Raw genomic sequence first — 12,722 nt, forward strand, 5'->3', positions numbered from 1 at the left:
CTGAAGTTACTTTTCCATCGAGCGATCGCTTCTTCATTAAAAAAGTGGAAGTGCTGGGAAATACCGTCTTGCATGACGAAATTGCTGCCTTAACCCAGCCCTACGAGAACCGCTTAGTCACCTTTGAAGAGTTGCTCGACCTGCGCTCGGCAATTATTAAACTCTACATTAGAAACGGCTACATCACCTCTGGAGCCTTCTTGCCCAACAATCAAGACCTCAGCACTGGTATAGTCAAAATTCAAGTTGTAGAGGGCAAACTTGAGCAAATTGAAATCGGTGGTTTAAAGCAATTGCAAGAAGGATACGTGCGATCGCGCCTCGAACGTGCCACGTCTACTCCCTTAAACCAGCAACGCCTAGAAGAAGCCTTACAACTGTTGCAACTCGATCCGCTTATTAAACAGGTGAATGCCGAGTTAGCCGCAGGTAGCACTCCGGGGAGCAATATCTTACGGGTCAGTCTCAAAGAAGCACCCGCTTTTCACACTGCGATCGCCGTAGAAAACAACCAATCTCCTAGCATTGGTTCCATTCAAGGCAGCATAGAAGTTAGTCATGATAACGTCTTAGGATTTGGCGATCGCTTCAGTGCGAAATACGGTCGTACTGAGGGACTTAACCTTTATGACATCAATTATACCATTCCTATAAATGCTCGTAATGGTACTCTTAGCTTTCGCTATAACAATGACGATAGCCGCATTATTGAAGAAGATTTTCGGAATATAGGTATCAGAAGTCAGGTTCAAACCTATTCCCTTGGTTTGCGTCAGCCAATCACAAGAACACCAACTAGTGAATTTGCATTTTTGCTATCCTTAGACTTGCGTCGCAGCCAAACATATATACTCGACAATATTCCCTATTCCTTCACAGAAGGTTCGCAAGATAATGGAGAAAGTAAAGTTACAGTGATTCGGTTTTCTCAAGATTGGGTTAATCGCAGCACTAGAAGAGTCTTAGCCGCCCGCTCTCAATTCAGTCTAGGGATAGATGCGTTTGATGCAACCATCAACAACACTGGTACTGACGGGCAATTCTTTTCCTGGTTGGGACAATTTCAGTTGGTGCAACAATTATCACCCAGAAATCTGCTAGTAGCCCGAATTGATGCCCAGCTAACCCCAGATTCTTTATTATCTTTAGAACGCTTCAGTGTAGGTGGAGTCGATACAGTTCGAGGCTACCGACAAAACCAACTCGTTGCCGACAATGGCATTCTGGGTTCAGTGGAGGTTCGTATTCCCGTTACATCAGACCCCAAAGTACTACAGTTAGTGCCTTTTTTTGATATCGGTACTGTTTGGAATAATCGAGAAATTGACCCTGACCCAGCAACAATTAGCAGTTTAGGATTGGGTTTGCGCTGGCTGATTATCCCCAATTTATCGTTGCACCTAGACTACGGCATTCCCTTAATTTCAGTTGGCGATCGGGGCAACTCGCTGCAAGAAAACGGTCTCTACTTTTCAATACGCTATCAGCCGTTTTAAAATGCTTCAAAATTTTTGAATGCATGAATGCGTGACTTCCCCGAAGGCGAGTGCGTCCCGTAGGGAAGGGGCTGACCAACGCACCCAAGCAAAAACCTCTATATAGCAACCGCCAAGGCGGTTATGACATAAACTGGAAGTAGTCCCAAATCCTCCTTTTGCGCGATCGCAATCATGACGTAAGAGCAACCTAGAAGAGGAAACTGAAAGCGAGATAATGAACTCACTATAAAGGTAACTCAATGTATGATTCCACTAATTAAATCTCCCAAAGACTACCAGGTATATCGTATCAGTCCCGATGCCACGAATCGGTTAGCGATCGTGTTCGATAGGGCAAGTGCTGACGTCTCCCCTATAGTTTGTGTAGAAATTTTTGACGTGGGCGGCAAGCAACCCCCGAATCGGCATCAGTCGGCGGTGGAAATGTTTTTCATCCTTAAAGGGGAAGGACTCGCTCACTGTGATGGGAAGGCAGTACCAATTCAGGCGGGGGACAGCTTTTTAGTACCTCCCACCGACATACATTTTATTGAAAATACCGGGTTGGGTCGCTTATATGCCCTAAGTATTATGGTGCCAAATGACCATTTTGCTGAACTGATTCGCAGTGGAATTAAGGTGGAACTGGATGAGGAGGATTTAGCAGTTTTGCGTCGCACTGCTACACCATCTTTGACAAATTAAGGAAATGGCACAAATGTCTTTTTGCTAATATCATGCCACAGAAGTAATGTGGTAATCCAGGTGAGTTTGGATGGAGAAATTAACTAAATCAGTGCAATTTTGGCTTTGTGCAACTATCCTGATTTTTGGTTTGATAGGCTGCAATCGCTTTATCGGTAATTCTGGAGAACCAGTTGAGCGAGTCAGTGATGGCGATACCTTAGTAGTGAAAGATACTAACGGTAAAAATATTACCGTGCGCTTTGCTTGTCTAGATGCGCCAGAAATAGCTCATACTAACAAAGAAAAGCAGAGCAAACGCACTAGCGATCGCAATCAATTTACTTGGGGTGTGAAAGCCCAACAACGGGTGCAAGAACTGGTGCAACAAGGAGGCGATCGCGTGACTTTGAATATTACTGATAATGATCGCTATGGACGCAAAATTGCCGAAGTCCGGTTAAAAAATGGCACTTTTGTACAACAGGTATTGTTGCAAGAAGGTTTAGCAAAAGTGTATCGTCCCTACTTAAACAAATGTCCTAGTAAAGATTTAATTCAACAAGCAGAAGCTAAGGCCAAGGAAGAACGGCTTGGCATTTGGAGTGATACTAAATTTGTAAATCCTTGGGAATATCGCACCCTATATAAGAAGTAAAAACTCTAGCTGTTTCTAATTGAATACATTATATTTTTTGGTATTGCATATTTGCGCGATGATTTAGCAACTTCCAAAATTCCCCCCCTCCGCCTACTTCCCCTGCTCCCCTGCCTTCCCTACTCCTCTCCCCAAGTTTGCAATTGCAAATACACGAGTACCAGTGTTACTGCTAGTAACACTGTCGCTGCGGCGGCTGCATAACCAAAATCAAATTGCCCAAAAGCCTCTTGGTAAATGTAGTAAACCAGTAAATTAGTCGAATTTAGTGGGCCACCGCCAGTCATCACATAAACTTGCTCAAAACTCCGCAATGTAAAAATCGCAGTAGTGATGATTGCAAATATGACAGTAGGGCGCAATCCAGGGAGAGTAATATACCAAAATTGTTGCCAAGCATTTGCTCCATCCAAATCTGCTGCTTCATAACGACTGGGAGGAATTGCTTGCAACCCTGCTAAAAAAACTACCATATTGAAACCGAGTTGTTTCCAAATACTCATTAAAATAATTACTGGCATTGCCCAAAATGTGTCTGCTAGCCAGGATATTGCTGGAATGCCAAAAAAATCTAAAAATCCGTTAACTGGCCCTGATGTTTGAAACAGCCAGCGAAATCCCAACCCGGCTGCTACAAGTGAGATAATTGAAGGCAGAAAATAGGCACTTCGCAGGATGCCCCGCAAAGGAATGGAGCGATTTAATAAAACTGCCAATCCTAAAGAGATAACTAAACTGGGAATGATGGTGGCAACAGTAAAATAAAAGGTGTTACCCAGAACTTGCCAGAAGTCGGGGTCGAGTAGCAAGCGCCAATAGTTTTTTAAACCTATCCAATAAATACCTTTTAATGTGAAACTACCGGCAGTGAAACTGAGATAAAACAAATACGCGATCGGCCAAATGATAAAAACGCCCAGCAAAATGAGTGCTGGTGTGAGAAAAATCCAGGCGGCGGCTGTATCATTATCTAACCACGACTTAGTATATATTTTTTGCATCTATAATTTTCCCTCTTAGCTATTATGACTTTCCGCCCCGATTCTACCCTTATCTTGGTTTCTCTCAGCATTAGTGATGTATGCCGAGTCGCCTCAGTAATTATGGCTTCTGGGAATGGCAGCAATTTTGATGCAATACTGCGTAGGTTTTGCCTAAAAAATAAAAATGTGTAGTGACTGTTTTAAAAGTCAAGCGTAGGTGTAGCCCGCACTTCTGTACTTGATTGCGGTGCGACAAACTTTGAAGTACTTCAACACGACTTCGGAGTACCTCAACACGATTTTCAAGTACTTCAATACGACTTTGAAGTACCTCAAAACGACTTTGAAGTACCTCAACACGATTTTCAAGTACCTCAACACGACTTTGAAGTACCTCAAAACGACTTGTAGGTATCTGTTGCTTATATAGCAGTCTTAAATCATTTGTGAGAATTTGAGATCGTTTTAACGAACTTTGGGGTTTAAGTCCCCCAAAACATAATCTGCATTCAACTGAATCCCTAAAGCGATCGCTTCTGATTCTCCTTTACCCAATCGTTGATTTAAGCTGTTGAGGAGGGTTATAAGGCTGGATGTACGAACTTCAAGTTTACCAACGTTGATTAGCATTTGAATGGATTGGCTAGCTGGATCTGACTTAGCGCTGATTTCCTCAGCAACAGATTGAGGAATGTAGAAATCATCAGGATATTCGATAAATTGATTCAGGTAGCTCAGTTTAGCGAGAAAAATCAGTGGTGATGAATTGAGAAAAATTTGCGTTCAGCAGGTGCGATCGCTCTCACTGTCTATACCGGAGAATATAACCAGCAACTGGCAATTTCAGCAAGCCAGCAGATCCCTTTGGCTAAGTGGCTGTAACTACAATTTGTCGTTACAATCAGGTAAGCGTAGCTGTGTTTCGGTGATGGAGTTTGAATGGGATGAAGTAAAACGTCTTACTAATCTTCGCAAGCACGGAATCGATTTTATCGATATCCCAGCAGTATTTGATGGAGACACGGTAAGGCAGTCGCAGTCCTGGCGGTTTCCGTCGGTTGCGAACTGCCGAACCTGAAGGGTAACAGTTGAAGATGATCGCTACAGCTACGCAGAGCAGCGTTTCGTCACATTTGGCTTTTTGCAAGGGCGAGTTGTTGCTGTTGTCCATACAGAGCGTGATGATTTAACGCGGATTATTTCTGCAAGAAAGGCAACCAAATATGAGCAACGAATCTATTTCGAGCAAATCTCAGACTGATTGGCAACGGCTTGATGCTATGAGCGATGAAGATATTGATTTATCAGATTGCCCGGAAATTACACCAGAACTGTTTGCTAAGGCTACAGTTAAACGGGGTTTACCTGCGGCAAAAAATAAAGCACAGGTGACGTTACGCATTGACAGCGATGTATTAGAGTGGTTCAAGTCGCAAGGACGGGGTTATCAAACGCAAATCAATACTTTACTGCGAGCATATATGGAAGCTCATCGATAGTCAGTAAATTGATACTGTGGAATAGCTGAACTTCTGAGGCATCGCTTGCATAAGCTTTTGGTTCATAATTATCTCTACTTGGAGTGCTTTGTAAGTCCTATTTTTGAAAAAAATTAGATCGTTCCGCTCCGCTACACTCAAAAAGGGTAAAGGAAAGAAGGGTAGAGGGCAAAAGAACTAAAGTATAAAGGGCTAAAGAGTCCTCCCAACCGCGCAGACAACACGAAAACCAACATCGCCGTGGATGTTCTTGAACGCGCGGGCTCGAGTATCATAGTCGTAGGACACGTAGGACGCACAACCGCAGTCTTTAGGATCGTCGATCCAGGAACCGCCCCGCTTCACACCATATTTATTATCTATTGAGGGACTTCTATCACTAGGCGCTCCTTTATCGCTGTCATCCCTACTATCTTGACACCACTCCAAAACATTCCCGTGCATGTCGTATAATCCAAAGGCGTTGGGTGGAAAACTTCCAACTTCTGTTGTTTCTTGACGAGATTTGCCCTTCGGTGCAGAAGCGTAGGTGTAATTCCCATCATAGTTAGCTAACTCAGTCGTAATCGTCTCCCCGAAGTGAAATGGTGTTGTTGTTCCTCCACGACAGGCGTATTCCCACTCTGCTTTACTAGGTAGCCGATATTTACGCCCAGTCTTTTGACTCAGCTTTCTGCAAAATTCCACTGCATCATCCCAGGACACTTCCTCTACAGGACGTTTTGCTCCCTTGAAGTAGGACGGATTGCTACCCATTATTTGCTGGTACTGTTCCTGAGTCACTTCAAACTTGCCCATAAAAAAAGCAGGCACATTTACAGTGTGCTGTGGTTCTTCAGCTTCGGTTTGACCATTTTCAGCAGGTGGCGAACCCATTTTAAATGAACCAGCAAGAATCTCAACCATATCTAATGTTATGCCATTGCCTAAGTCTTCTTTAAAGAATTTAGCTTGCTTATTAGAATCTCGTTTAATTACCTGTCCCTTTTGATCTACCGTTACCGTTTCAAACTCAACCGTCCACAAGGGTAATCCAAATGCTTTAGACGCTTCTTTAGTAGGGGGAATATATTTAGGTTCAGCTACAGAGATAGTTGTCGATGATTGACCCTTAAAAATTTCACGACCTACTACTGCTGTCACCAAACCTATACTTCCCCAGCCAGCCCACTTCAAAAACTTTTGTCGGGTTATTCGCTCTTGAGTCAGTTGAGTGGGTTGAGCAGAACTTGGCTGCTGAATCGGAGGTTTAATCAATTCTTGGCTTGCTAAAACTCTGGTTTCAATTGCAGTGATATCCGTGTGTATAAGTCTTAAAGTCCATTTAAGTTGCCTTAACCTCTGGCGAACATCATTACTTTCAAGGGAATTTCCTGCTTTAATTGTTTTAATTAATTCCTGCTCATACTGCTGTAATTTTTGGCGATATTCTGATTCCTCTCGCTGGCGTTGTTTCTCTGCCTCCTGCTGCTTTAGTCGTACAGCTTCTTGTTGTTGCTGTTGTTTTTCTGTCTCTTGCTGTTTCCGGTATTCTGCTTCTGAAGATGATTGAATAATGATTGCTTCGATCGCAGATGTTTCTGCATCATTTAGTTTTAAATTTCGTTGAAAGTGCTTAAGTTCTTTACGAGTAACATCACTGAGAGGATATTCAAACTGCATCGACTCTCTAAACACCTGCTCATACTGCTGAAGCTTTTGCTGATATTCCTCGATCGCAGCAATAATTCGATTTTCAATTGCAGTCACATTCCGAGCAGTCAGATTCAACGCTTGATGACGTTGTGTTAGTTGAGAGCGTTTGAAAGCACTGAGCGGATATTCTTGCCCAACAGCTTCTGTAAACTCCTGCTCGTATTGCCGCAAGTTTGCTTGATGCGTTTCAATCTCCGCATTAATCCGCCTCTCGATCGCTCTCACATCCTCTTGACTCAACCCCAAAGTTTGCCACGTTTGCTGCAACTGCTTTTGCGTCACTTCATCTGGATAATGCTGGCGCTGCATCGCCTTCACAAACGCCTGCTCGTACTGCTGGAGTTTTTGATGATAGCTTTCAATCTGTGTTGTGATTTGCGCTTCGATTGGTGCAACATCTACATCCGTCAGTCCCAAGCGCTGCTGCTGTTGGCGTAAATTATTCCGGGTTACCTCACCCAGAGGATATTCCTGCTGCGTCGCAGTCAAAAACAGCTGCTCGTACTGCTGGAGTTTTTGGTGATATGCCTCTACCTCAGCCGTAATCTGAGATTCAATCACGGCAATATCTTTATCCGCAAGTTCTAATTGCTGCTGGGTTTGCCGTAAGCGATCGCGGCTTGCTTCACTTAGGGGAAACTCTTGCCGCAGTGCCGTTGTAAACTCCTGCTGATATATTTGCAGGTTTTGCTGATGTGTCTTAAACTGTGCGGTTACTTGTGCCTCAATCGGCATCGTGTCCTGATTCCACAGCCCCAAAATTTGCTGAAGATTTTGCAGCTCGTGGCGATCGCGATCGGTAATCGTCTCGTCTCGTCGCTCCAGTAGTTCGGTGAACACCTGCTGATACTGCTGGAGTTTTTCGCGGAACTGGTTGCGGTAAGGTTCTAATATCTCATCTTCGATCGCCTTCGCCTCAGTTGTCTCCAATCCCAAGCTAGTCCTCTGATAATCTAATGTGTGACGACCAACAAGGGAAATTTCGCCTCGAGGAATAAATCGTGCTACTTCTTTACGGTATCGCTCGCTGCCTGGGATCGCCTGGAGCCACCTTTGTCAGTCGAATTTTAAAGCCTTCTCGAATTGCATAAATTTCCGGCTTCATCGCCGGTTGAATTTCTCGCACTTTCTGACTGGCGTATTCATGCAGTTCATCGATGGAGATAAATTCATCTTGATTGCGATCAGCTTCTCCTGATTTGATACCTTCAACCAAAAAACGAGTGTAAATCGATAAATCTTGCCCCTCTTGCTCAAAGGAATATTGAGTTGAAGTAGAAGAAGTCAATACAGCTCGTCCTTCACCGCCCAACTGCTCTCGGATGTCAATTGTGCCGTCATCTTTGGCAGACATACCCTCAGCAAATGCGCCACTGAAGCAGCTATCTAGGATTACCACCTGCCGACGGGAGCGGCTGTCGCTCATGCGATCGTGAATGAAATTGGCAGACACCGATGTTGAGCGAATCAATTCGCCCTGCGATGTCTTACTGGTGTTGCGAGTTGCCAGATACAGCCTACCGCGATCGTCTTTAATGCCGTGTCCTGAAAAGTACAGTAACAGCAAATCATCCCTGTGCCGACTGGAAAACAGCATTTCGATCGCCATTTCTACAGCTTGTCGTTCAGGATTTTTTAAGAGGAGAATATCTGACGCAGCAAATCCGCCCATCTCTGGATGCAGCAGTACCTCGCACACTGCTTCTACATCTCTAACTGTACTGGGTAAGGGGTTCAGCCCTGGCTCATACTCACTGACCCCAATCAGCAACGCTACCTTCGCCATTTAACTTACCTATGCTGCGATCTAATTCTCTGCGGCTTTAATGTCTGTGTTGTTTTCTTCATACCAAGTTTTAGAATATCACTTATATCAATTGGACGAGTTATGAGCTAAATCTTTACCTACAACTTAGTATATATTTTTGGCATCTATAATTTTTCCTCTTAGCTGTTATGACCCTTTGCCCTGATTCTACCCTGAGCTTGGTTTCTCCTAGCATTAGCGATATTTGCCAACAAGTCGCCCCTTTAAAACTGGGAATTATGGCTTCTGGGAATGGCAGCAATTTTGATGTAGTTGCTCAAGCTATTCAAGATGGGCGGCTAAATGCCCAAATTCAAGTTTTAATTTATAATAACCCCTCGGCGAAAGCAGCCGTAAGAGCAGCTAATCGAGGTGTAGAAGCAGTTTTATTGAATCACCGCAACTATCAAAATCGAGAAGAATTTGATGAAAAAATTGTGCAGACATTGCAGCACTACGATGTGGAATGGGTGATTTTGGCAGGTTGGATGCGATTGTTAACATCAGTTTTCATTGATGCCTTTCCTGATAAAATTATCAATATCCATCCTAGTTTGTTACCTAGTTTCAAGGGAATTCATGGTGTAGAACAAGCCTTGGCATCTGGGGTAAAAATCACTGGTTGTACAGCGCATATAGCTTGTTTAGAAATGGACAGTGGCCCAATATTAATGCAAGCCGCAGTACCAGTATTGCCAGATGATACAGCAGAAACACTTCACGCTCGGATTCAAATTCAGGAACATCGGATTTTACCATTAGCGATCGCTCTAGCAGCTTCTTCGTCAAAAACTACACTAAGCCCAATACACTTGGGTTAAAAGAGGACAAGGAGCAGTTCTTGCTGGGAGAAAAGGGGAAAAAGAACCTGCATCAAGCCTTTGACTTCCCCCTTGCACCCTGCACCCTGCTCCCTGCTCCCTTGCCTCTTTTCCTCTTTCCCTCATTTATCCGAAGCATATTGTATCCTCTTGTACAAAGCTATTTACTAGAGTTAGCTTCAGTAACTTGATACGCTTGTAAAAGCCTAGCATGATCGAGAGTAAATCCTACTTGCATGGCTATCTGAGTAAATAAATCAATTTCAGGCTGTTGCCAATCACGGGGACCAGAACACTGATGTGCAATTAACAAGCCAAATAGCTGTTCATCTTTCATAATGGGTGCGACTAAATTTGCTTTCACACCAAAGGATTCGAGCAGGTTAATGTGACAATCAGCCAAACCAGACTTATAAATATTGTTTGTTGCGACAACGCGACCAGTCTGGTACTTTTCTACATAGTTTTCAGTGAAACAGGGGTCGTAAATTTTAGACCGTAAAACCTTGGGATAACCTGGAACTACTGATTCAGCAATTATAACTCCGAACCAATTAGCGTAAAAGCTATAAACCAATACTCGGTCAACACTCAGTGCTTTGCGAACCTCTTCCACAGTGGTTTTGATGACATCCTCTTCGTTAAGTGATTGGCGAATGCTGCGGGTAATATCTACTAGTAACTGACTTCGCCTACTTTCAGCTTCGATTCGTTGTAAGAGTCTGGCATGGTCGAGAGCAAATCCCACTTGCATTGCTATTTGGCCAAATAAGTCAATCTCAGATTGTTGCCAATCACGAGGTTTAGAACACTGGTGTGCAATTAATAAACCAAATAGCTGCTCATCCTTAAGAATGGGGGCTACCAAATTTGCTTTGACAGCAAAGGATTCGAGTAGGCTAATTTGATAATCAGCCAAACCAGACTCATAAATGTTATTTATTGCTAAAACGCGACCAGACTGATAATCATTTACATAGCCTTGACCAAAATATAAGTCTTGGATTTCAGATCGTAAAACTTTTGGATAGGTGAGGACAACTGATTCGGCAATCACAGTTCCAGAGTAATTAGCATTAAAGCTATAAACCATCACTCTGTCAGTACTTAGTACTTTACGAACCTCTTCTACAGTGGTTTTCAGCACATCCTCTTCGTTGAGCGATTGGCGAATGCTGCCGATAGTATCCGCCAGCAACTGACTTTGCACACTCTCAGCCTCGATTCGCTGCACGAGTCTTGCATGGTCGAGAGCAAATCCCACTTCCATCGCTATTTGAGCACATAAATCAATCTCAGATTGTTGCCAATCACGGGGTCTGGAGCATTGATGTGCAATTAATAAGCCAAACAGTTGTTCATCTTTGAGAATGGGGGCGACTAAATTTGCTTTCACAGCAAAGGATTCTAGCAGGTTAATATGACAATCACGCAAATCTGTTTCATAAATGTTGTTTATGGCTTGAACGCGACCAGACTGATACTTTTCTACATAGTCCTGAGCGAAACATGGGTCTTGGATTTCAGACCGCAAAACTTTGGGATAACCTGGAACCACTGATTCTGCAATTACAGTTCCAGACCAATCAGCGCTAAAACTATAAACCAGTACGCGGTCAGTACTCAGTGCTTTCCGAACCTCTTCTACGGTGGTTTTGATCACATCCTCTTCGTTAAGCGATTGGCGAATGCTGCGAGTAATTTGGATAAATATCTGAGCTTTATCTGCCTTCGTATCAACCTGTTCTAGAAGCTTGGTGTAGTCAAGAGCGAATCCTACTTGTATAGCTATCTGAGCGAACAAATCAATCTCAGACTGCTGCCAAAAGCGAATTCTAGAACACTGATGTGCAATCAATAAACCGAATAACTGTTTGCCTTTGAGAATGGGTGCTACTAAATTAGATTTGACAGCAAATTGCTCTAGCAGTCCAATATCACTATCACTGAGATCAGCTTGATAGATATTATCAATAGCACGGATGGAACCTTTCTGGTATTTTTCTATATACTCTGCCTCGAACCCAGGCTCAGAGACTGTAACCCCTAATATTCTTGGTAAACCAGGTGCTACTGACTCAGCGATAAAGGTTCCATTAGAGTTGGAGTTGAAGCAAAAAATGCTTACGCGGTCAATGCTTAAAGCTTTACGAATTTGTTCTGAGGTAATTTTGAGAACATCTTCTTCATTGAATGATTCTCGAACCCATCGCGTAATTTTCATCAATAATTGGGAGTAATCAGCTTCGGCTTCTTTTTCCTTTATCAAAACTGAAAGCAACTCTGTAAATAAGTTTATGTTTCTCTCTAACATCACTAATTCATCTTCGTTAGCGATGAAATATTGAGTAAACTCACTATCTGGACGTAGCTGGTTTTTGATATTATTAGAAATTGCCGCAGCTTTGCTGACTCGACTAATAGCTCGATTAGTCACAAAAACAGCGATCGCACCTGTTAAAATTGCTGTTACTCCCATACCAGTTAATAAGAGTGACAATTGTTTCTGTATAACAAGTTCAGTTTCTGTTGAACTTGCCGTACTTTCTTGTCTGACTTGCGGAATTTGTTTGGTAATTAAATTAATGCCGTAGTAGTAAGTAGCTGTTCCAATTGCAACCACAGGAAGGATACTAATGCTTAGTGCCCAAACAATTGCTTTAGTCTTTAAACTCCATTTTTGTTGCCACAGACTTTGTTCACGATTTCGTCTTGCTTGGTTTTGAGAAAAAGACTGACTCATAAATGAAACCTGGATTGCTGCAATTGAGAATCAATTAAATAACCTCTCCACCAAATTCTACACAAAAGTTATTAAATAAGGATTGGCTTTCAGGAGTATGTTGAGGTACTAACCTCCGTAATGCCTCATAACGCTTTTGTGGCTTTTTAAGGCTCTTGACAAAAGAGAAGCTTACTACTTGCTCTGCTTACGTTCGCGTAGGAGCACGAAGTGCGGGAAGGAGTTGGGGTTTATACAATTTCAGTTTAATTTAATAATGATACAAATACTTTGGGTTGGGACGGCAATGCCATGCCTCTATAATAAATTTATATGTATCAGGTTTTTGTGACTTGGAATTAAATGTATGTATTC

At 42.9% G+C, this 12,722-nt stretch carries 13 protein-coding genes; 7 read left to right on the top strand and 6 right to left on the bottom strand.

From position 1 onward, the window contains the following. The coding region (locus V7L20_RS02340; RefSeq protein WP_334742521.1) for a ShlB/FhaC/HecB family hemolysin secretion/activation protein at window positions 1–1,496 on the top strand (1,496 nt) is incomplete at its 5' end. A gap of 98 nt (window positions 1,497–1,594) precedes the next feature. Here the strand turns inward: V7L20_RS02340 and V7L20_RS02345 are convergent. Continuing rightward, a complete protein-coding gene (locus V7L20_RS02345; protein WP_334742522.1) occupies window positions 1,595–1,723 on the bottom strand; it encodes a hypothetical protein in 129 nt (42 codons plus the stop codon). A gap of 19 nt (window positions 1,724–1,742) precedes the next feature. On the opposite strand from V7L20_RS02345, the gene V7L20_RS02350 reads away from it, so the two are divergent. Next, entirely contained in the window at window positions 1,743–2,183 is a 441-nt protein-coding gene (locus V7L20_RS02350) for a cupin domain-containing protein (RefSeq protein WP_334742523.1), read from the top strand. A gap of 70 nt (window positions 2,184–2,253) precedes the next feature. Continuing rightward, window positions 2,254–2,820, top strand: coding sequence for a thermonuclease family protein (locus tag V7L20_RS02355; RefSeq protein ID WP_334742524.1), 567 nt, complete (start codon window positions 2,254–2,256; stop codon window positions 2,818–2,820). Between the two features lie 119 nt (window positions 2,821–2,939). Here the strand turns inward: V7L20_RS02355 and V7L20_RS02360 are convergent, their stop codons facing one another. Together V7L20_RS02360 and V7L20_RS02365 are read right to left on the bottom strand one after the other, a co-directional pair. Next, a complete protein-coding gene (locus V7L20_RS02360) occupies window positions 2,940–3,821 on the bottom strand; it encodes a carbohydrate ABC transporter permease (RefSeq protein ID WP_334742525.1) in 882 nt (293 codons plus the stop codon). 447 nt (window positions 3,822–4,268) lie between these two features. Next, window positions 4,269–4,433 (bottom strand): hypothetical protein, encoded by a 165-nt coding sequence (locus tag V7L20_RS02365; protein ID WP_334742526.1) that lies wholly within the window; start codon window positions 4,431–4,433, stop codon window positions 4,269–4,271. A 136-nt stretch (window positions 4,434–4,569) separates the two neighbouring features. Here V7L20_RS02365 and V7L20_RS02370 point away from each other — a divergent pair, with 136 nt between their 5' ends. The 3 genes from V7L20_RS02370 (at window position 4,570) to V7L20_RS02380 (ending at window position 5,302) form a co-directional block, all read left to right on the top strand. Then, a complete protein-coding gene (locus V7L20_RS02370) occupies window positions 4,570–4,881 on the top strand; it encodes a hypothetical protein (protein WP_334742527.1) in 312 nt (103 codons plus the stop codon). A 63-nt stretch (window positions 4,882–4,944) separates the two neighbouring features. Continuing rightward, window positions 4,945–5,064 carry a BrnT family toxin gene (locus tag V7L20_RS02375; RefSeq protein WP_334742528.1) on the top strand — a complete coding sequence of 40 codons (120 nt, stop codon included), beginning with the start codon at window positions 4,945–4,947 and terminating at the stop codon, window positions 5,062–5,064. Next, window positions 5,027–5,302: a BrnA antitoxin family protein gene (locus V7L20_RS02380; protein WP_334742529.1), complete on the top strand. Its 276-nt coding sequence runs from the start codon at window positions 5,027–5,029 to the stop codon at window positions 5,300–5,302. The genes V7L20_RS02375 and V7L20_RS02380 overlap by 38 nt, the downstream gene beginning before the upstream one ends. Window positions 5,303–5,494: 192 nt before the next feature. Here V7L20_RS02380 and V7L20_RS02385 read toward each other — a convergent pair whose 3' ends face one another. Together V7L20_RS02385 and V7L20_RS02390 are read right to left on the bottom strand one after the other, a co-directional pair. Further along, window positions 5,495–7,933: an SUMF1/EgtB/PvdO family nonheme iron enzyme gene (locus tag V7L20_RS02385; RefSeq protein WP_334742530.1), complete on the bottom strand. Its 2,439-nt coding sequence runs from the start codon at window positions 7,931–7,933 to the stop codon at window positions 5,495–5,497. 76 nt (window positions 7,934–8,009) lie between these two features. Beyond that, complete coding sequence (locus tag V7L20_RS02390) at window positions 8,010–8,783, bottom strand: caspase family protein (RefSeq protein WP_334742531.1); 774 nt, start codon at window positions 8,781–8,783, stop codon at window positions 8,010–8,012. Window positions 8,784–8,953: 170 nt separating this feature from the next. Here V7L20_RS02390 and purN point away from each other — a divergent pair, with 170 nt between their 5' ends. Continuing rightward, window positions 8,954–9,625, top strand: a complete 672-nt coding sequence (purN, locus tag V7L20_RS02395) for a phosphoribosylglycinamide formyltransferase (RefSeq protein WP_334742532.1) — start codon at window positions 8,954–8,956, stop codon at window positions 9,623–9,625. Window positions 9,626–9,785: 160 nt separating this feature from the next. Here the strand turns inward: purN and V7L20_RS02400 are convergent, their stop codons facing one another. Beyond that, the gene (locus V7L20_RS02400) at window positions 9,786–12,368 is read right to left on the bottom strand and encodes a GAF domain-containing protein (protein ID WP_334742533.1); all 2,583 of its coding nucleotides are present in this window, start codon (window positions 12,366–12,368) and stop codon (window positions 9,786–9,788) included. Between the last annotated feature and the right edge of the window lie 354 nt (window positions 12,369–12,722).

This window comes from Nostoc sp. (assembly GCF_036916735.1).
In the GTDB taxonomy this organism is placed as follows: domain Bacteria; phylum Cyanobacteriota; class Cyanobacteriia; order Cyanobacteriales; family Nostocaceae; genus Nostoc.